The organism is Hymenobacter sp. BT559, assembly GCF_017571525.1.
Classification (GTDB): Bacteria; Bacteroidota; Bacteroidia; order Cytophagales; family Hymenobacteraceae; genus Hymenobacter; species Hymenobacter ginsengisoli.
In genome coordinates this window covers 162,534-181,718 of sequence record NZ_JAGETY010000005.1, presented here as the reverse complement: position 1 = coordinate 181,718, position 19,185 = coordinate 162,534, and the positions used below count along the sequence as shown (strand labels likewise).

General features: G+C 56.3%; 18 protein-coding genes. 13 read left to right on the top strand and 5 right to left on the bottom strand.

Annotated features, from left to right (window positions below):
• The first annotated feature begins 213 nt into the window (after window positions 1-213).
• From rdgB to J4D99_RS08965, 8 genes are all read left to right on the top strand, one after another.
• Window positions 214-792: an RdgB/HAM1 family non-canonical purine NTP pyrophosphatase gene (rdgB, locus tag J4D99_RS09000; RefSeq protein WP_208131362.1), complete on the top strand. Its 579-nt coding sequence runs from the start codon at window positions 214-216 to the stop codon at window positions 790-792.
• Between the two features lie 86 nt (window positions 793-878).
• Complete coding sequence (locus tag J4D99_RS08995; protein ID WP_208131361.1) at window positions 879-1,505, top strand: uridine kinase family protein; 627 nt, start codon at window positions 879-881, stop codon at window positions 1,503-1,505.
• 31 nt (window positions 1,506-1,536) lie between these two features.
• Window positions 1,537-2,004, top strand: a complete 468-nt coding sequence (locus J4D99_RS08990) for a DUF4268 domain-containing protein (protein ID WP_208131360.1) — start codon at window positions 1,537-1,539, stop codon at window positions 2,002-2,004.
• Window positions 2,005-2,066: 62 nt separating this feature from the next.
• Complete coding sequence (locus tag J4D99_RS08985) at window positions 2,067-2,438, top strand: hypothetical protein (protein WP_208131359.1); 372 nt, start codon at window positions 2,067-2,069, stop codon at window positions 2,436-2,438.
• A 122-nt stretch (window positions 2,439-2,560) separates the two neighbouring features.
• On the top strand, window positions 2,561-5,560 hold the full coding sequence (secDF, locus tag J4D99_RS08980; protein WP_208131358.1) for a protein translocase subunit SecDF: 3,000 nt from the start codon (window positions 2,561-2,563) through the stop codon (window positions 5,558-5,560).
• Between the two features lie 402 nt (window positions 5,561-5,962).
• Window positions 5,963-6,391, top strand: a complete 429-nt coding sequence (locus J4D99_RS08975; protein WP_208131357.1) for a hypothetical protein — start codon at window positions 5,963-5,965, stop codon at window positions 6,389-6,391.
• Between the two features lie 59 nt (window positions 6,392-6,450).
• On the top strand, window positions 6,451-7,059 hold the full coding sequence (locus J4D99_RS08970; RefSeq protein WP_236018587.1) for a YceI family protein: 609 nt from the start codon (window positions 6,451-6,453) through the stop codon (window positions 7,057-7,059).
• A gap of 28 nt (window positions 7,060-7,087) precedes the next feature.
• Window positions 7,088-8,008 (top strand): DUF5777 family beta-barrel protein, encoded by a 921-nt coding sequence (locus J4D99_RS08965; protein ID WP_208131356.1) that lies wholly within the window; start codon window positions 7,088-7,090, stop codon window positions 8,006-8,008.
• Between the two features lie 69 nt (window positions 8,009-8,077).
• Here the strand turns inward: J4D99_RS08965 and J4D99_RS08960 are convergent, their stop codons facing one another.
• From J4D99_RS08960 to J4D99_RS08945, 4 genes are all read right to left on the bottom strand, one after another.
• Complete coding sequence (locus J4D99_RS08960) at window positions 8,078-8,929, bottom strand: CPBP family intramembrane glutamic endopeptidase (protein WP_208131355.1); 852 nt, start codon at window positions 8,927-8,929, stop codon at window positions 8,078-8,080.
• 95 nt (window positions 8,930-9,024) lie between these two features.
• Window positions 9,025-9,627, bottom strand: coding sequence for a NifU family protein (locus J4D99_RS08955; RefSeq protein WP_208131354.1), 603 nt, complete (start codon window positions 9,625-9,627; stop codon window positions 9,025-9,027).
• Between the two features lie 106 nt (window positions 9,628-9,733).
• Entirely contained in the window at window positions 9,734-10,813 is a 1,080-nt protein-coding gene (gene aroC / locus J4D99_RS08950; protein WP_208131353.1) for a chorismate synthase, read from the bottom strand.
• A 34-nt stretch (window positions 10,814-10,847) separates the two neighbouring features.
• Complete coding sequence (locus tag J4D99_RS08945) at window positions 10,848-12,344, bottom strand: BatD family protein (protein WP_208131352.1); 1,497 nt, start codon at window positions 12,342-12,344, stop codon at window positions 10,848-10,850.
• 487 nt (window positions 12,345-12,831) lie between these two features.
• Here J4D99_RS08945 and J4D99_RS08940 point away from each other — a divergent pair, with 487 nt between their 5' ends.
• From J4D99_RS08940 to J4D99_RS08925, 4 genes are all read left to right on the top strand, one after another.
• Window positions 12,832-13,650, top strand: a complete 819-nt coding sequence (locus J4D99_RS08940; protein ID WP_236018586.1) for a ferritin-like domain-containing protein — start codon at window positions 12,832-12,834, stop codon at window positions 13,648-13,650.
• Window positions 13,651-13,689: 39 nt separating this feature from the next.
• A complete protein-coding gene (locus J4D99_RS08935; protein WP_208131351.1) occupies window positions 13,690-14,700 on the top strand; it encodes a ferritin-like domain-containing protein in 1,011 nt (336 codons plus the stop codon).
• A 302-nt stretch (window positions 14,701-15,002) separates the two neighbouring features.
• Window positions 15,003-15,737, top strand: a complete 735-nt coding sequence (locus J4D99_RS08930; RefSeq protein WP_208131350.1) for a ferritin-like domain-containing protein — start codon at window positions 15,003-15,005, stop codon at window positions 15,735-15,737.
• Between the two features lie 30 nt (window positions 15,738-15,767).
• Window positions 15,768-16,613, top strand: a complete 846-nt coding sequence (locus J4D99_RS08925; RefSeq protein WP_208131349.1) for a ferritin-like domain-containing protein — start codon at window positions 15,768-15,770, stop codon at window positions 16,611-16,613.
• Between the two features lie 131 nt (window positions 16,614-16,744).
• On the opposite strand, the gene J4D99_RS08920 is transcribed toward J4D99_RS08925, so the two are convergent.
• The gene (locus J4D99_RS08920; protein ID WP_208131348.1) at window positions 16,745-18,406 is read right to left on the bottom strand and encodes a hypothetical protein; all 1,662 of its coding nucleotides are present in this window, start codon (window positions 18,404-18,406) and stop codon (window positions 16,745-16,747) included.
• A gap of 387 nt (window positions 18,407-18,793) precedes the next feature.
• On the opposite strand from J4D99_RS08920, the gene J4D99_RS08915 reads away from it, so the two are divergent.
• A complete protein-coding gene (locus tag J4D99_RS08915) occupies window positions 18,794-18,976 on the top strand; it encodes a hypothetical protein (RefSeq protein WP_208131347.1) in 183 nt (60 codons plus the stop codon).
• Window positions 18,977-19,185: the final 209 nt, after the last annotated feature.

Sequence of the window (19,185 nt, the reverse complement as noted above, 5' to 3'; positions counted from 1 at the left end):
GAGGGCCTATTTACCTATTCAACCCTGCCGGTTTTGCGGAAGGGACTGCAAAAGTACGAAATAGCCATGACAAAGTCAACCCACAATCAATAATACACTTAGCAAGGACAACTTGGCCGTTATTTTGGCAAAAATTAGCGCCGCCAGCGGGCTCCGCGATTACCTTATTCAACGACAACCCGGGCTAGCCCCCGCCTTTCCCCTTTTCTACTTATGCGCCTGTGTTTCGCTTCCAACAATGCCCACAAGCTCGACGAAATCAGGCCGCTGCTGCCGGCTAGCGTGCAGTTGGTGAGCCTGGCCGATATCGGCTGCCACGAGGAGCTGGCCGAAACCCAGCCCACCCTGGAAGGCAATGCCCGCCAGAAAGCGCAGTACGTGTGGGACCACTACGGCGTGGCCTGCTTTGCCGACGATACCGGGCTTGAGGTAGACGCGCTGGGCGGCGAGCCCGGCGTGTACTCGGCGCGCTACGCCGGCCCCGAGCGCGAGGCTAGTGCTAACGTGGCTAAGCTGCTGCGCGAGCTCGGCACCCAGCCCAACCGCCGGGCGCGCTTCCGTACCGTTATCGCGTTGGTGCTGGGGGCTAGCGAGGCGCACGAGTTCAGCGGCGAGGTGCAGGGCCTTATTGCGGCGGCACCCATTGGCAGCCGGGGCTTTGGCTACGACCCGGTGTTTGTGCCTACAGAAGGCGACGGCCGCACCTTCGCCGAAATGACGCTCATCGAAAAGAACCTGCTCAGCCACCGGGCGCGGGCAGTGGCGGGGCTAGTCGATTTTTTGAACGGGTAACGACTCGGCCGCTCGGGCTCCTTGAGCCGTATTCTCCGTAGTCTCTACTCATGAGCCCTACACCAAGCGTACCTTTGCCCTCCGTTATGCAGCACCCCTACCTCGTTGGTATCACGGGCGGCAGCGCATCGGGCAAAACTACGTTTTTGCGCCGCCTGCTGGCCGCTTTCCCCGAACGCGACATCTGTCTGATTTCGCAGGATAATTATTATCACCCCCGCGACCAGCAGCACCGCGACGAGCAGGGCGTTGAAAACTTTGACCTGCCTTCCAGCATCGACTCGGCTGCCTACGCCGCCGACGTGCGCCAGCTCCGCGAAGGCCACGAAGTGCGCCGTAAAGAATACACCTTCAACAACCCCAATGTGGTGCCCGCCGAGCTGGTGTTTCGGCCCGCGCCCATCGTGGTGGTAGAGGGCATTTTCGTGTTCTACTTTGAGGAAATCGCCAAGCTGCTCGACCTCAAGGTGTACATCGACGCCCAGGAGCATGTGAAGCTGCACCGCCGCATTGTGCGCGACCGTGACGAGCGCGGCTACGACCTGCAAGACGTGCTCTATCGCTACACCAACCACGTGGCGCCAACCTACGAAAAATATATCCAACCCTTTAAGGCTGACGCGGATATCATTATCCCGAATAACCGGCACTTTGAAAACGGGCTGGCTGTGCTCGTCGGCTACCTGCGCGGCAAAGTAGCCGAGAACGCTTAGCTTATTGGGCCACGCTTAACCCTAGCTGCTTGTGTATAGCAAAGCCGAAGCCTCCCAGCTGCGCCAAGCCTTCTGGACCACCTTTGGGCAATATATGGCCCCGGTGCTGTCGGCCGAAGGGCTGGAAATCAGCTGGATAAACTATAAAACAGGCGTAAAATGCGTTCAGTTTAAGCTGCACGCCGATACCCGCCGCGCCAGCATTGCCATCGAGCTGACGCAGCCCGATGCCGGCGTGCGCGAACTGTTTTTTGAGCAATTCGAGGCCCTTCAAACGCTGCTGCACGAAACACTGGGCGAGGAATGGACCTGGGAGGCCGAAGCGGTGAATGAGCACGGCCAGCTGCTGAGCCGCATTTACAAGGAGCTAGCCCCCGTCAACCTCTTTAACCGCGACGACTGGCCGGCGCTGATTTCGTTTTTCAAGCCTCGCCTCATCGCCCTCGATGCGTTTTGGAGCGATGCGCAGTACTCGTTTGATGAGTTGCGGGAGTGGTAGCCGCTAGGCCCTCCTTGGCGCTAACTCGCTCTTGGGGTTATATTTGTAGCCCTGTCCAAGATATGCGCTATTCCCTTTCCCAGTTTAAGCAGTTGCTCAGAGTGGCCTTGGTGGCCCTGCCAGTGCTGCTATTGCTGGGCCTGAACGGCCGGACGGTGAGCCTGTTGCGCCCCGCCACCACCCAGGTGAGCGCCGCCCCCCGCGCCACGGTGGTAAAGCAAAAAGTATTGTTGGAAGCGGCCTCGCCGCTGGGTAGCTACGTGGCCCCGGCGTTTGCGCTGGGGTGGCTGCCCGGTACACTGCCGGTAGCTTGGCTGCCACGCCTGGCGCGCCGCGCCGTGGCGCTGGCTTCGGTAGGCGCGCCGGCCATGTTTGTGGCTCAGCTGTGCCGCCAGCGGCTGCTGGGTGCGGCGTTGTCGCCGCAGGCCCCCTAGCTTTTTAATGAAGGATTGGGAATGAAGGATGCCGAGCTGTCGCTGAGACAGCTCAGCGCTAGTTGTTTCCATTTCGCCTCGTCCATTCTTCATGCTTGATTTTACATTCCTAGTTCTACCCAATGCGTTATAAAGGATTAATTATCGCGCTCACGGCCATTGTGTCGGTGCTGTGCGCGGGCTTCTTGTTTTTCAGTCTGGTGTCGCGCAATGTGCAGCAGAAGGCCGTGGCCTACGCCACGCACAACGGCCAGCTCAACGAAGCGCAGCGCCAGCACTACCTCGACTCAGTATGGCGGGCGCCCGTGTTCGGCCCCTTCACCTACCGCGAGGTGCGCGGCTACGAGCTGGGCCTGGGCCTCGACCTGAAAGGCGGCATGCACGTGACGCTGGAAGTATCGCCGGTGGAAATCGTGCGGGCCATGGCGGGCAACTCGAAAGACCCAGCTTTCAACAAAGCCATTGAGCTGGCCCAGGAGCGCCAGAAAACTAACTCGGGCACGCCCTTCACTACGCTGTTTTACCAGGCTTACCAGGAAACGGCGCCCGGCGTGCCGCTAGCCCGCATTTTTGCCAACTCGGTTAACAAAGACCGCAACATCAGCCTCAACAGCACCGATAGCCGCGTGCTGTCGGCCATCAACAAGGAAGAGGAAGATGCCATTGGCCGCTCATTTGACATCCTGCGCAAGCGCGTGGATAAGTTTGGCGTAAACCAGCCTAACATTCAGCGCGTGAAAGGCACCGGCCGCATTCAGGTAGAGCTGCCCGGGGTGGACAACCCCGACCGCGTGCGTAAGCTGCTGCAAGGCCAGGCTAAGCTGGAATTCTACGAAGTATGGCCGCAGAATGAGGTAGTACCCTACCTCGGCCAGCTCGACCAAATCTTGAGCGCCAAGGAGAAAGCCGCTGCCACCCCGGCCGTAGCCGCCGCCAAAACGGACTCGGCCAAAACCGGTGCTGCCAAAGGCGATACCACTTCGCTAGCCGCCCAGCTGGCCAAGAAGACCCCGACTGCTAAAGCCAAAACCGACTCGACGGCCACCCAGAAGGGCGGCGTGCTGGCTCGCCTGCTCACCATGCCCGGCGCGCTAGGGGTAAACCTGCGCGACACTGCCCAGATGAACCGCGTGCTCCATTCGGAGGAGGCCCGCACCGTGCTGCCCGCCAACATGGCGCTGCTCTACCTCAACAAGCCGATTGAGGCCAACGGCCAGCAGTTTCTGCGCCTCGTGGCCGTGAAGAAAGACCGCACCGGTGCCGTGGCTGCGCCCATCGGCGGCGAGGTAGTGAGCGATGCCCGCCAGGACTACGACCAGACCGGCCGCCCCGAGGTGAGCATGAGCATGAACCCCACCGGCGCCCGTAAGTGGCAGAAAATGACTGGTGCCAACATCGGCAAGCAAGTGGCGGTAGTCCTCGACGATGTGGTGTATTCGGACCCCGTAGTGCAGAGCGAAATCTCGGGTGGCAACACCAGCATCTCGGGCAACTTCACCATCGACGAAGCCCAGGACCTGGCCCAGGTATTGAAAGCTGGTAAGCTTCCCGCTCCCACCCGCATCGTGGAAGAAGCCGTAGTAGGCCCCTCGCTCGGCAAGGAAGCCATCAACCAGGGCCTGTACTCGTCGCTGGCCGGCCTGCTGATTATCATGGCCTTCATGGCCGTGTACTACGGCCGCGCCGGCCTAGTGGCCGACGCCGCCCTGCTCTTCAACATGTTCCTGATTCTGGGCGTGCTCGCGCAGTTCAGCACCGCGCTCACGCTGCCCGGCATTGCGGGCCTGATTCTGGTAATTGCCTCGTCGGTAGATGCGAACGTGCTGATTTTCGAGCGTATCCGCGAAGAGCTCGACCACGGCCACACGCTGCACGATGCCGTGAACGCCGGCTACAACCGTGCCTTCTCGGCCATCTTCGACTCGAACGTGACCACCATGCTCATCGCCATTATCCTGGGCTTCTTCGGTACGGGCCCGGTGCAGAGCTTCGCCGTGACGCTGGGCATCGGGGTACTCACCTCGTTCCTGTCGGCCGTGTACGTGTCGCGCCTCATCATTGAGTGGCTGATTAAGGGCAAGGACACGAGCCGCATCACGTTCTCGACCTTCCTCTCGCGCAATCTGTTTAAGAACGTGAACTTCGACATCGTGGGCAAGCGCAAAGTCGCCTACGCCTTCTCGACCGTCGTTATCGTGGTAGGCTTCGTGCTGATGTACCTGCAGGGCGGCCCCAATCTGGGCGTCGATTTCGAGGGTGGCCGCGCCTACGTGGTCGATTTCAACAAGCCCATGGTGGCTAGCGACGTGCGCACTGCGCTGGAGCCAGCCTTCCACAACACGGGCCTGGAAGTAAAGCAGTACGGCTCGCCCGACCGCCTGCGCATCACCACCGGCTACCTGGCCCAGGACGAAAGCGAAACCGCTGATAAGCAAGTGCTAACCGCCCTCAACCAGGGCCTGTCGAAATACGCGACCGACGCGCCGGTTATTAAATCGACCTCGAAAGTGGGCGCCACCATTGCCGACGACATTAAGCGTACTTCGTTCCTGTCGCTAGCCCTCACGCTGCTCGGCATCTTCGTCTACGTGCTGTTCCGCTTCGAAAAGTGGCAGTACTCGATGGCCGCCGTTATCGCACTCTTCCACGATGCGCTGCTCGTTATCGCCTCCTACCCCATCGCCCGCGCCTTCGGGGCCAACTATGAGATGGACCAGATTTTCGTGGCGGCCGTGCTTTCCATCATCGGCTTCTCGATGAACGACACGGTGGTAATCTTCGACCGCATCCGCGAATACCTGCGCGAAAACCCCAAGCTGACCTTTGCCCAGGTTGTGAACCCGGCTTTGAACTCGACGTTCTCGCGCACCATGATTACGTTCACCACGGTATTCCTGGTGGTGCTCGTGCTCTACATCTTCGGCGGCGAAACGCTGCGCTCGTTCTCGTTTGCCATGATTATCGGCATCATCTTCGGCACCTATTCGTCGCTGTTTATTGCCACGCCCATCATCCTCGATACCTACGGTAAGAAGGAAGAGCGGGAGCGCTTGGCGGCTGGCGAAAACATAACCGGCCCGGCTGGCGATGCGCCCAAGCTGCGCACCACTACCACGGCTTAGCCATCTCCTACTCATCGGTTTTGAAAAAGCCCGGCCTAGCGGCCGGGCTTTTTTTGTTGCGTTCTACCGATTGCTCCTCCCTTATGGCAGCCAAGCCAGCGGGTCTATAGCTCGGCCATATAGGCCAGTGAGCCGTTCGGATGGAGAAGAGGTCCAATCAACGAAAATCACTAATTTTCCCACTTGCTCAATCCTAGCTTTGACTGCGAACGTAGGTTGGCCCTGCACCAAAAACAGCAGTTGGTTCTCATCGGGTTAAAGCCAGCCCCCCTGACAAGCCAGCTGCCCGCCGCCAGACTACAACCATCGCCGTTACTCCCCGCCCAAATTATTGATTTACTAGCCATTCGGGCTACCCTTTCCGTCTAAATTTTTCTGCTTGCTATTAACCCGCTACACTCTGTGAAAGTACTTACGCTACTCCCAAGGCCTGTAGGGCTAGGGGTCATTCTGTCGGGCCTGGCGCTGCTAGCCGCCTGCTCCTATACCCACGAAAGCATTCCGGAACCGGCCTGCCCCTCGACGCCTGTATCGGTTTCTTACAAAACCGATGTGCTGCCCATTCTGCAGGATGATTGCTACCGCTGCCACAGTGCCGCCAACTACAACAAGACGTTTCCCGACGGCTCGAATGGCACGCTGAATATGGAATCGTTTGCCGCCCTGAGCACCTGGACGCACCCCATAGGTGGCGCCGAGAGCTACATCGTGGGCAGCATTCGGCAATTGCCGGGCTACAACAAAATGCCCTTCGATGGCAAGAATGGCCCCGATGCCTGCGAAATCGCCATTATCAAAGCCTGGGTCGATGCTGGCGCACCCAACAATTGAGAGGCGCTGGCTCAGCCATGCCGCCTCTTTTTCTTCGACACCCTCTGCCCTTTTTCGGTATGACTAAACTATTACCAAGCATAGGGCGGCTGGGTATGCTCGGGCTCGGGCTGCTGCTAGGTCTGGCGGGCGCCGAGCCGGCCTGGGGCCAGGGCAAGTACATGACCCGCGCCGGGCATATCTCGTTTTTCTCGGCTTCCATTATGGAAGACATCGAGGCCCGCAACGACAAGGTGGCGGCAGTCTTTGACCTTAGCACGGGCCAGATTGCCTTTTCGGTTCCCATCCACGAGTTTCAGTTCAAGCGCACGCTCATGCAGGAGCACTTCAACGAGAACTACATGGAGTCGGACAAATTTCCGAAAGCCACCTTCACCGGCCAGCTCCTCAACGCCGCCCAGGTGCTTAAGCAGCTGCCCACCAGCGCCCAAACGGTGGAGGCCGAAGGCAATCTCACCATGCACGGCGTCACCCACAAGGCTATTGTGACGGGCACCTTGCAGCTGCGCGACGGCCAGCTGGTAGTATTTGCCTACTTCAACGTGGCCCCGGCCGACTACTCTATCGACATCCCCTTGCTGGTGCGCGAACACATCGCCAAATCCGTGAGCGTGCGCATCAACCTCACCTGCGATGCCGTAGCGCCCGCCCTGGTGTCGCAGCCCTAGCCTTCATGCCTTTGCTACCCGTCATTTTATGAAAAAACTACTTACTCTTTTTACGCGCACGGCGCTGCTGTGCCTCGTACTGGCAGCCGGGACCGCGCCAGCCGCCCACGCGCAAGGCGACCTGCTAGGCCAGCTGGAGCAGGATACCAAGAAGGACGCGCCCACGCAGGTAGTGGACGCGACGTTTAAAGCCACGCGCCTCATCAATGGCCACACCGTGCAAACTCCCGGCGAGGGCACCATGGTGTTTTTGATTTCGCACCGCTTTGGCGCCCTTAATAGTGGCCCCTCCGAGTTTTTTGGCCTCGACCATGCCACCCTGCGACTAGGGTTCGAGTATGCGCTCACCAACCGGTTTGAGATTGGCGTAGGCCGCTCGTCGCTCAATAAAGTGTACGATGGCTTTCTGAAGTATAAAGCCATTCAGCAAACCACCGGGGCGCGCGCCGTGCCAGTGTCAGTGACGCTGTTTTCGTCGGCCGCTATCATGACCGACCACATGACGAACGGCATTGACTACACCTTGGGCAAGCGCACCGCCTACACGTACCAGGCCTTGATTGCGCGCAAGTTCAGCACCGACTTTTCGTTCCAGCTCATGCCCACGCTCATTCACCGCAACCTGGTGATAAATGAGGGCGAAAAGAATGACGTGTACGCGCTAGGGGCCGGTGGGCGCTACAAGCTCACCAAGCGCTTCTCGCTCAACGCGGAGTACTACTACCTCATGCCCTCCTACACCGCCGACCACTACCGCAACTCGGTGGCGCTAGGGGTAGATATTGAAACCGGCGGCCATATTTTTCAGCTGCACGTCACCAACTCGACGGGCATGATTGAGCAGCAGTTCATTACCCAAACCACGGGCAATTTCTTCGACGGCTACATCTGCTTCGGCTTCAACGTGAGCCGCAACTTCACGGTGAAGCAACGGGCCCGCAAAATCTAGTGGCTACGGACTAGCCCACAAAAAAGCGGCCGGCTGCCTTTAGGCAACCGACCGCTTTTGCGTTGGGCTTTACTCAGCCAACGATTCGGCAGGCGGGGGTGAGGTCATGCGCTTTATCAGCCAGACTAGGCCCCCCAGCAGTAGCCCGGCCACCAGAAGCGTTAGTAGAAAAGCGTAGCTGTGCAGAAACTTGTATTCGGCTGCTTCGCTCATGGATGGGCCACTATGCATCATTAAAGAAAAGGACAGCAGATTATTGAGCGCATGCATCGTGATGCAAATTGCCAGCGATTGTGTGCGGTAATACAGCCAGCCCAGCGTCACACCAAATAGCATCGCAAACAGGCTCTGGGCCGGGTTCAAGTGAAAGACGCCGAATAGCAGGGCCGACTGCCCAATGGCTACAGCCGGCGAATAATTGCGCAACAGCCCCCGAAGTATGATGCCCCGAAAAAGGATTTCCTCCAGCAACGGCGCGAGCAAGCAGCCAAACGCCAGGCTCAGCGCCGGGTATTGGGCCATACTCAGGAACGTTTTGGCGGTCCAATTGGGCAGGGGCAATAAGTGTAGGCCCACCAGTACAGCTGCCTGAATGGGCACCAACACCAGCAACAGCGCATATAGCTGCCAGCTAGGCCCCCCTACGTTCCAACTCAGGCGAGGCCAGCGGGCGGGGCTTACGCGCCACCGCAGCCACCCGAGCAGCACCACCTCCACCACTATGCTTAGCCCAGCGCCAGCCCCGAGCTTGTAAGCCGGCAATTGCATGGGCAATAGCCAGTGCACCAAGCCATATAACGGCGCCCCCACAACCAGCGACACAACCAAAAACCATCCGAGCACGCCCCAGCTTTCGCCGAGGGTAGGATAAGCAGGTGGCAATGCTTCAATAGGCTCAGCGAACAATAGCTCTGGCTCCATATAGATTCGGAAACAACAAACATAAAGAAAGCGCCCCGAAAAGCTAGCCTAGGCAGGCAGACTTTTCGGGGCGCTTACGAGCCGGTAGGCGAGCGTTATACCGTCACGCCTTCAGCTACTACTTCTTTCACTTCCGGAACCATGCGCTTGAGCAGGTTTTCGATGCCCGACTTCAGGGTAACGGTGGCCGAGGGGCAGCCCGAGCACGAGCCTTGCAGGTTCACGGTCACGATGCCGTCGTGGTAACTCTTGAAGGTGATGTTGCCACCATCTTGCTCCACGGCGGGGCGCACGTAGTTGTCGAGCAGGTCGATGATTTTCTGGCTCGTAAAGCCGTCTTGCTGGGTCGGGTCGCCGGCGCTGGCAGCTTGGGCGGCCTTCTGCTCGGCGGCGGGGTCTACGGTGAATAGCGTGCCGCCGGCCTCGACGTAGCTCTTGATAAACTGGCGCAGCTCGGGAATGATGCTGGTCCAGCCCAGTTCGGGCTGCGTTTTGGTTACGGTGACGAAGTTTTGGGCGATGAACACGCGGCCCACGTAGTCGAAGCCGAACAGCTCCTGCGCGACGGGCGAGTTCACGGCGGCCTCCACGTTGGGATAATCTACGCTGACGCCATCGGGCAGTAAGGTAGAGTTGAGCACAAATTTCATGCTCTCAGGATTGGGTGACGCCTCGGCGTAGATGGAAACGGCAGACATATCGTTGATTTTTAAGATTTTCTAAACAAGCGCCTCCGCAAAGGCAAATCCAATCTCTGGATTCATTCTAAACTAGAATCCATAACAAGAAATTCAGCGCAAGGTTCTACAGCTTGCTCGCCCGCGCCCGCAGCAGCAGGTCGGCCAGCACAAGCTGCGTCATGGCTTCTACGATGGGCGCGGCGCGAGGTAGCACACAGGCATCGTGGCGGCCGCGGCCGGCAAGGGTCACGGCCTCGCCAGCCTGATTAATGGTTTGCTGCGGCTGCAGCAGCGTAGCTACCGGCTTGAAGGCTACGCGGAAGTACACATCCTGGCCATTGCTGATGCCACCCTGGCTGCCGCCGCTGTGGTTGGTGCGGGTGCGCACGCGGCCGGCCTCGTCGGTGTAAAACTCGTCGTTGTGCTGCGAGCCCGGCAGCTTGGTGCCCTCGAAGCCCGAGCCAAACTCGAAGCCCTTTACGGCATTAATACTCAGTAATGCATGGCCTAGCACGGCCGGCAGCTTGTCGAACACCGGCTCGCCGAGGCCGGGCGGCAGGCCCGTAGCCACGCCCGTAACGACGCCGCCCACGGTATCGTGCGCCGCCTGGGCCTCGCGAATGCGGGCTTCCATGCGGGCGGCGGCTTCGGGGTCGGGGCAGCGCACAGGGTTGCTGTCGATGAGACTGAGGTCGAGCTCTTCGTAGGGCTTGCCTACTTCCACTTCGCCCACGGCCGATACGTAAGCTTTTACCTCGACGCTAAAGTGGGCCAGCAGGGCAGCGGCCACCGCGCCGGCGGCTACGCGGGCAGCCGTTTCGCGGGCCGAGCTGCGCCCCCCGCCCCGGTGGTCGCGGCGGCCGTATTTGGCGTCGTAGGTGTAGTCGGCGTGGCTAGGGCGGTAGGCGCCCGCAATGTGCGAGTAGTCGTCGGAGCGCTGGTCGGCGTTCGGAATAAACAGGCTGATGGGCGTGCCGGTGGTCAGGCCCTCAAACACGCCCGACTGCACCTGCACCTGGTCGGCCTCTTTGCGCGGAGTAGTGAGCGCTGACTGGCCCGGCCGGCGCCTGTCTAGGGCCCGCTGAATGGCCGCCGGGTCGAGGGCCAGCCCCGCCGGGCAACCGTCGATAATGACCCCAATACCCACCCCGTGCGACTCGCCGAAGGTGGTGATGCGAAAAAGCGTTCCGAAACTATTTGACATGCGTTCTTTGAGTAAGCCCCAAAAATAGTGCGGCCTACCGGGCCCGCCACCACCCCACCCCAGCCACGCCTAGCAATGCGGCCAGCAGCCAGGCGGCGTAGCGGCCCACCTGCCGGTACACATCGAGGGGTTGCAGCTGGGCATCGGCGCGGGCCAGGGCCGGGCCATAAAAGGGGTCGTCGGCGGGGTTAGCCGAGGCGGTGGCGCGGGGCGTGCCGCTCACCACCACGCGCAGCTCGGGCCGCAGCGTGTCGTAGCGGCCCACTACGGGGTTGAAAAATGGCAGGCGCAGCAGGCTATCGAAGGCGAGCGGGCCGGGGCGCTGGGGCACCAGCCGGTAGCGAAAACTCTTGCGAAAGCGCCCGTCGGGCAAGGCTTCTTCGCGCACGTCGGGGCCATATACGGCTAGCCCGGCGCGCGGCCGTAGTGGCGGGGGCATCAGGGCCGCCGCGTTGCCACTGCCCTCTACGCCAAACGTGTACGTAAATGCCTCGCCCGTGCGAAAGCGCGTGCCACTGATGCCTTCGTGCAGTACATACTCGCCCACCAAGGCTGTGCCGGGCGGAGGCAGCGGCCGCACCGCCACGTGCAGGGCCGGGGCCGTGTAGGTTTTGTAAATGGCCAGACGCTCGTTGTCGCCAGGCTCGGGCTTTTTCAGCAGTTTGAACTTGGTAAGGACCAGCTGCAGCGCCGGAAACTGCAGCGCCTCTTTGGTGAGCGGATAATAGGTGCGCCCCGCCAGCCGAAAGCGTAAAAACAGCTGGCCACCGGCCCGGCGCACCGTGTCGGGCAGTGGCGACGGGTCGGGGGCGGCCACTTCCCAGGTAGTGGGCTGGCGCAGCTGGCGCAGCAGCTCGGTAAGCTGGTTGTTGAAATCGTAGAAATTGAGCAGGGCCTGGTCGGCTGGCTTGAGGTAGAAATACAGGTTCACGCGCACGCCTTGGCCCACGTATACCTGGCTGCGGTCGGCTTCGAGGGCTAGCTGGCCCGCATCGGGCGGCTCGTAGAAATACTTGGGCTTGGGCTTGCCCAGCAGCTGGTCGAGCGAGCCCACGCCCGTGCCGGGCGGGGCCGCGCTGACATCGAGCGGGGGGCTAGCCGCGCCCACGTGCACCCGCCCGCCGGGGCTGCGCAGCACGTGGCCATTCACCGTTATGGTGAAAGCCGGCACTACATAATCGCCCTCTGCATAGGGGAAGTAGCGCTGCGCCACCGTGAGCTCGGTGCTGCGCTGGCCACCGGGCAGCAGCCGGGTGGTAGTGGTGGTAGTAAGGCCCGCCGCTTTGCGAAAGCCCTCTATCTCGGGAAAGGCCGAGTGGCTGGCTAGCGCCGCTCCGCGCAGCCGAAACGCCAGCGTGAAAGGCCCCGCCAGCGGCACGGTTGCGGCAGGCACCACCAAGCCCACCTCACCGCTGGCCGGGGGGCTAGCGGGCTGGGCGTGCAGGCTGCCCGCCAGCAGCCAGCTCGCCAGCCACCAGCAGCGCCACCACCTGCGCATAGTAATCGGCCACACCACTACTTCTTTATTCACCGCTAAAATCCTACCTGCTTACAAAGGTCGTAAAGCTAGCAAGCACGCTCTTTCTAAGAGGTAGCAAGGGCCTTCGAGCCTGGTAGGCCCGCTAGCTGCTACCGAAAAATAGTGCTTGTTATAAATTTCCACACGTTAATTACTTCTTAAGCTACCAGCCTGCCTCCTTTTGTAAAAAGCCAGCCTCAGGGGCTGGCTTTTCTTGTTTAACCGGGCCTCACACGCAGGCCAGCATAAAAATTACGGCCGTGGCACGTCTTTTTCAATATTATTACCTCAGCTTTTACTCAGAATCTGGCAACTATCCCTCAAGTAGTTGCTTCCGAACACGGCTGCGTCAGTGTTTTGGCACACTGTCTTTTTGCGCACCCTCGGCTTGAAAGTGCCGTACATACTAAATGAGCGCCAAATACTTAAGCCCAGTACAATCTTGTCAGCCTACAGTATTAAAAGCTTCAATTTTTTATTATCCTTCTTTTCCTTTTCCATGCCAACTTCTTTTTCTTCCGAGCCTCAGCTGCGCGAGGTTGAGCCCGACAAACCCTTACATGTGCCTATTAAGCGGCGCTCGTTTTTCATGTATGCCGGTGCCACGGCGGGCGCCACAGCCCTTGTGCTGGCTGGCTGTAGCAAGAGCGACTCCTCACCCGGCACTATCGACGTAGGCTCGGGCGATGCCGGCATCCTGAACTACGCCTATGCCCTGGAGCAGCTAGAGGCCGCTTTCTACGCCCAGATAAAAACCGGCGGCTACTACACTGGTAGTACCATCACCGCCGCCGAGAAGCAGATTTTCGACGATTTGGCGCTGCACGAGGCTATTCACCGCGACTTTTTGAAGGCCGCGCTACAGGCTAACAATATTACCCCGCTGAAAGACCTGATGCCCGATTTTAGCAGCATCAACTTTGGCAGCCGCGACCAGGTACTGGCCGCCGCCCAGACGTTTGAAGACACCGGAGTAGCGGCCTATAATGGGGCCGGCCGCTTCCTGACGAGCAACGCCAACCTGGCCCTAGCCGGCAAGATTGTCTCAGTAGAAGCCCGGCACGCGGCGCTTATCCGCGACCTGCGCAACTACAACAAGTTTGTAGACAGCGATGTAGTGAACACGTTTACGCCCTCGGCCCCTGCTACCGCGGGTGTTTACCTGGGCGAAGGCACTCCTAACTCTACCCCCAACACGCAAGGCAATGGCAACCCTGGCCCCGGCCAGGAGCGCTCGAAGCGCCCGCCGCAGATTCTGCAAGCGGTCAACAACTACCTGGCCGATGGCTCCAAGCTTTCGGCTAACAGCTTCGCTTAATCGTCGCATTGTCATTCACTAGTAATTATTTGCCTTGTTATGGATTTTTTTCAACTTTTCTCTGACTTAGAGAAAGCCGACCCTGAGTTTCTCGACCGCATTAACCCGCGTCGCCGGGTGTTCAAATACCTCGGCAATGCCGGCCAGAAAGTAACCGCCGCCGCTGTGCCTGCCGTGCTAGCCTCATTTTTCAACCGCGCTTATGGCCAAAGCGCCACGCTGACGGCTCCTGTGCAGGCAGTACTCACGCTGGCATTGCAGCTCGAATACCTGGAGTATCATTTCTACAATACCGCCCTTGGTATCAGCGGGTTGATACCACCGTCGGAAGTGAACGGCGTTACGACTATTCGCAACGACGAAGCCGGGCATATCAATGCGCTGCGTGGCGTACTAGGCTCGTCGGCACCTTCCTACCTTGTTACTGACTTCGACTACTCGGGTGGTAGTGGCTCGGGCAACGGCCCGATGAAAAATGCGCTCCTGCCCGGCGCAATGGGCAACGCAAACGGCGCGTTGTTTTTTGCGGCCGGCCAGGCTTTCTCCGATACCGGCCAGCGGGCCTACAAAGGCGGCGCTCCGGTGCTGAATACTGCGGCGACCAAAGACATCCTAGAAGCTGCCCTCAATATTCACTCGGTGGAGGCTCGCCATAACTCGCACTTTCGCAGCGTGCGGCGCGCTATCGTAGCCAATATGCTTGGCTCGGCCGGGGCCCCGGCTGTGGCGCCTTATACCGATGCTCCTAAAAGCTGGATTAGCCTCGTTGATGGTGGTGGCCCCAAGGCCCCCGATGGCAGCCAGCCCGCCAGCAAGGTGTACGGCCCCGGCACGCCCGCTACCGGCGCCGACCCCAAAGCCGCTGATACTTATTATCCTGGCGACGACAATGTATCGCAAGCCGGTGTAAACCTGACGACTATTAACAGTACCTACACGGCTGCGGCCGTTTCGGAGGCCTTCGACGAGCCGCTCGATGCGGCTACCGTTAAGAGCATTGCCTTGATGTTTACCTCAGCAGCCGGGAAAGCCAAGGGCTTGTTTAGCTAAGCGTTGCCGCTAAGACACTACCTGAAAATACAAGCCCAGGCTACTCGCCGAATGCTTTACAAGCTTAGCTGAACGCTTAATTTTTAAGCGCGCAGAATCCAAGTTAGCGCCACGCTCCGTACATGGAGCGTGGCGCTTTTGCTTTGGGGCTAGCTACATCGTTTTTCTCCCCCTAGCGTACAGGCCGGCAGTATGCGTTGCTAAACTAATTCAGGCAAAATAAATAATCAAAGTAACCTGAACAATAGTAGCAGCCGTATAGAGCCGCAGCCCCGGCAATTACTTTTTTCCCTTTTCCTTTTATGGCAACCAACCAAAACTCTGATTTGCTCTTGCAAGAGCCGCGAGTAGAGCAGCCCCTCTACACGCCCATCAAGCGTCGTTCGTTTTTTATGTATGCCGGTGCTACGGCCGGCGCCACGGCCCTCGTGCTGGCAGGCTGCAGCAAAAGCGACTCGGAGCCCGGTATGGTAAGCCTGGGCAATGGCAACCTGAGCGTGCTCAACTATGCCTATGCGCTGGAGCAGCTCGAAGCAGCTTTCTATGCGCAAGTGGTAAAGACTCCTGCTACCGACTTCCAAACCGGTGAACTGGCTTATTTTCAGCAAGTAGCTGCCCACGAAGCCCTGCACCGCGACTTTTTGAAGGCCGCCATTATCAACGTGGCCAAAGCCACGCCGCTAATGGACCTGACGCCCAATTTTAGCAGCATCACGTTTACTTCGCGCTCCTCGGTGCTTGGCGCTGCCAAGGCGTTTGAAGACCTGGGGGTAGCTGCCTATAACGGCGCCGGCAAGCTCATCTCGGCGTCGGACCCCAACGGCCCTACCTACCTGACGGTGGCCGGCAAGATTGTATCAGTAGAAGCGCGCCACGCGGCCTATATCCGCGACCTCATTACGCCCGGCTCGTTTGCCGCCGATGACCAAGTGGATGCTAGCACAGGCCTCGACAAGTCGATGACGCCTGTCGATGTTATTTCGGTCGCTCAGACCTACATCACCCAGCGCCTCGACGCCAGCCAGGTCGGCAAATAGTTCTTTTCCACTTGCAATCTATCCCTAGCCATGAATTTCCTGAATATCCTGAACCAGCTGTCGGAAGTTGACCCCGATGTATTTGACCGTCTGGATTCCCGCCGTGCTGTTTTTTCTTCGCTCGGCACTGTAGCCAAGCGCTCGGCCCTGGCCGCTACGCCGGTGCTGCTAGCCTCTTTCTTCCAAAAGGCCTACGCTGGCACCAATGCTGGCGACCCGGTTGAAATTTTCAACTATGCCTTAACCCTCGAGTTACTAGAAGCTGATTTTTACAACAAGGTAAAGGCATCCCCCTTGTTCGCCACTGCTACGGCAGCCCAGCAAGCAGCTATTAATCAAATTAGTAAACACGAAACTGCCCACGTGAACCTGCTTACCACTGTGGTGAAAGGTATCAATGGCACACCTGTTACAGGTGTCGCTTTTAAATCTAGCACTTTTGCTACTCTAACTTCTTTTGCCGCCCAACTTCAGGTTGCTCAGTTGTTAGAAGACACAGGGGTACGTGCTTACAAAGGCCGTGCTACCGACCTGCAAGGTATTGGTGATGTAAATATCACTGGTGTAGGTTCCATTAACCCGCTCGAATCGGCTCTTCGTATTCACTCAGTAGAAGCTCGTCACGCAGCACACATTCGCTATATGCGGGCTCAAACGCCCTGGATTTCGGGCAATGGCGACCTTGACTCGAACGCGGCCTATACTGGCGCTACTCCTGAAAGCAATGTTACGCAGGCTGGCTATAACCTCACGGCTGCTGGCGTACCTACTGCCGGTGTCACTTATTCGGCAGCCGATGCCGCTGCGGCTTTCGACGAAATTCTAACCAAAGCTGAGGTACTGGACGCCTCGCGCGCTGGTGGACTAGTCCAATAACAGTTTTATCTGGACGGTAATAGGGCAACAAAAAACCGCTTAGTTACTTCTAAGCGGTTTTTTGTTGCCCTATTACCGTCCAGATAAAATTGTTAAATACAATAGCTGATAAATTATATCAAAAACTTTTTTTAATATCTTATAGCCTCAACGCTAAGCGATAAGTAACCATAAGTACCACCAGTATCTATTTCATTGGTATCATATCCGTTTACATAGCTACCTGATTTTACAACGGGTCTATCAAAAGACAATACAGATTCGCCTAAAAAGTCATCCCCTAAAGAAGTGGTTAAAGTATAGGAGGCAGTACTAGTTGTAGAAAAGGAAGCTCCAAATTTTGCACTAGTTTTTGTTGTTATGCCAGCAGACACATCGAAGTTGGCACCATAAGTTGAACTATTTGAAGTGTTATAAGCCGTTGTGCCAGAGACATCGGTTTCATAAAAAACGAATTTCCATACGGAGCCATAATTGTATAAATCCCACGGAAGTAGGTCAACATTTGGCCTAAGTTCTTTTGGGGTAATAGACGAAAACGTATAAAATCCATATCCACTATAATTATAGTTAACATCATATATATCCGCAGGATTTACTGAAATTATTCTTTTATACTCGGACCCAACACTATTTTTTGCATTGGTAAGCAGCGAAATCCTAATCTCAAATCTCCCTTCAGTCCAAGGACTACCAGGTGTTGTAGTTTGTGTTTTAATGCCTGGGTCTTCAGTCTGGTCAGACATTTTATAAAAAGCATCAGCACTAAATTTCATAGAACGTATAGACTCAATATAATTCCTATCGAATGACCCTCTATTAGTTGGTGGGTTACCAGTAGGATAAACATAGGGTCTTGAGGCAGTTAGGTCATCACTTATCTGATAATATATCCAATCTCTTTGCCATTGCACATTCGGGTCTGGTCCATTGAAAAGATAAGCATCTGTATTTATTTGGTCTATTTCACTTACGCTTGCATGCCTAGACCTCCCTGCTCCAGGTTCAGCTTTAGTACTAGAAAGTGTTGTATGAACATTGTCAAAAGATTTATCAATAAATTTAAAAATAATGCCTGCTTCATTATAAAATTGAAGTGAGACATTTTCTTTTTCAGCATTTCCACCGCTTAATTCAGCAATTACCCGCTCGTTTTGTTTAACAACTAGAATAGGAAAAGCAGGAGTTTGCCCTGGTTTTATTATTCCTTGTTCTCCATTTTGGCCGTAATAAGGCACATTATTATCTACTCTAAGGCTAACGGCTATTACAGGTATCTGTTTGTTGGCGTCCCACATTTTCGGCGAAAAGCCACTAGGTAAAGTAGGTACAAATATTGTTAATAAAGGCATTTTTGCCTCTATATACGACAATTTTTCAGCACTGGAATATTTTATTAATGCATCCCTAAAAGACTCATCCTTGCCGATTATCTTATCTTTGACAATGGAATAAAGTACATCATCATCATTATCAAATTGTTTAAGTGCCTCGTCTTTCAATAACTGTCGAATTCCAGGTTCTGCTTGTATAGCTTTTGCTAAAATGTTTGCAAAGTCCTTTTGGAGAGTATTCGTTTCATTAGCTGACAATTCTATCCCTTTTGAAGGAGCAAGAATATTACCTTCCTTCTGACAGGATGGCAATGCACATATACAAGTTAAAACGATAGCGGTCCGTGCTGCATTCACGCTTAACGCATTAATTAAAGGTAATTTTATTAAATTACCCATTGCCTTTGTACCAACAAACGGCCTAATAGAGTTGAATGATGCAAATGACTTTTTTGACATGATGCAAAAATTTTTATTGTTAAAAAAATGTTTTTGATTGCACCTATAGCTAAACAATGCCAATTAATACTGACACATATAATATTTATCAGACACAATCAGATAACTATACAAATGAAGCGAACAAAAATATTTGGGAAAGGAAATATTAATGATTTATGTGATTATAATTTTATTTATATTTATTATTAATATTTGTATAAAATCTACAAAAATAGCTGATAATGTCCATTCCATGTACTTTGACTTCACCAAAAAATAGCCAAATGTGACATTACAACGTTTAATATTTGAATAAAAATTTATCGCAGAAGCTTGCCACGCGGCCCGTAGCCGCACCATGCGTAAGCAAACTGCCTATATTAATGGCGACGTGACTTAGACGGTATGGCTCCTTACCAAGGCGCCACCCCGGAAAGCAATACTAAACAGGCTAGCTACGACCTGTCGTCGGCCGGTGTGCCTACACCTGGGGTTACATATTCGTCAAAAGACGCCGCTGCCGCCTTTGATGAAATCCTAACGGTATCCGAGGTACTGGCTATTGCTGGTCCGCTTATCGGTGCCTAAGTAAGCTTGACTTCAAGCTTTACCTTAAGGCCCGGCTCTGCTTTGGCAGGGCCGGGCTTTTTGATGCCTAGGCGCAAGCTATTTTTTTGATAATGCAATGCATTGTAATACAATTGGTATCTTTATAATCTCTTTCGACACCGCCTAGTGCGGCAGCCCTAGCGGCGCATATTGCGTATAGGGCTACCCTGTAGGTTATACCCTCTCCA

Coding starts and splice junctions, on each gene's coding strand:
- rdgB (WP_208131362.1), top strand. CDS start 214: ATGCGCCTGTGTTTCGCTTCCAACAATGCCCACAAGCTCGACGAAATC.
- J4D99_RS08995 (WP_208131361.1), top strand. CDS start 879: ATGCAGCACCCCTACCTCGTTGGTATCACGGGCGGCAGCGCATCGGGC.
- J4D99_RS08985 (WP_208131359.1), top strand. CDS start 2,067: ATGCGCTATTCCCTTTCCCAGTTTAAGCAGTTGCTCAGAGTGGCCTTG.
- secDF (WP_208131358.1), top strand. CDS start 2,561: ATGCGTTATAAAGGATTAATTATCGCGCTCACGGCCATTGTGTCGGTG.
- J4D99_RS08970 (WP_236018587.1), top strand. CDS start 6,451: ATGACTAAACTATTACCAAGCATAGGGCGGCTGGGTATGCTCGGGCTC.
- J4D99_RS08965 (WP_208131356.1), top strand. CDS start 7,088: ATGAAAAAACTACTTACTCTTTTTACGCGCACGGCGCTGCTGTGCCTC.
- J4D99_RS08960 (WP_208131355.1), bottom strand. CDS start 8,929: ATGGAGCCAGAGCTATTGTTCGCTGAGCCTATTGAAGCATTGCCACCT.
- J4D99_RS08955 (WP_208131354.1), bottom strand. CDS start 9,627: ATGTCTGCCGTTTCCATCTACGCCGAGGCGTCACCCAATCCTGAGAGC.
- aroC (WP_208131353.1), bottom strand. CDS start 10,813: ATGTCAAATAGTTTCGGAACGCTTTTTCGCATCACCACCTTCGGCGAG.
- J4D99_RS08940 (WP_236018586.1), top strand. CDS start 12,832: ATGCCAACTTCTTTTTCTTCCGAGCCTCAGCTGCGCGAGGTTGAGCCC.
- J4D99_RS08935 (WP_208131351.1), top strand. CDS start 13,690: ATGGATTTTTTTCAACTTTTCTCTGACTTAGAGAAAGCCGACCCTGAG.
- J4D99_RS08930 (WP_208131350.1), top strand. CDS start 15,003: ATGGCAACCAACCAAAACTCTGATTTGCTCTTGCAAGAGCCGCGAGTA.
- J4D99_RS08925 (WP_208131349.1), top strand. CDS start 15,768: ATGAATTTCCTGAATATCCTGAACCAGCTGTCGGAAGTTGACCCCGAT.
- J4D99_RS08920 (WP_208131348.1), bottom strand. CDS start 18,406: ATGTCAAAAAAGTCATTTGCATCATTCAACTCTATTAGGCCGTTTGTT.
- J4D99_RS08915 (WP_208131347.1), top strand. CDS start 18,794: ATGGCTCCTTACCAAGGCGCCACCCCGGAAAGCAATACTAAACAGGCT.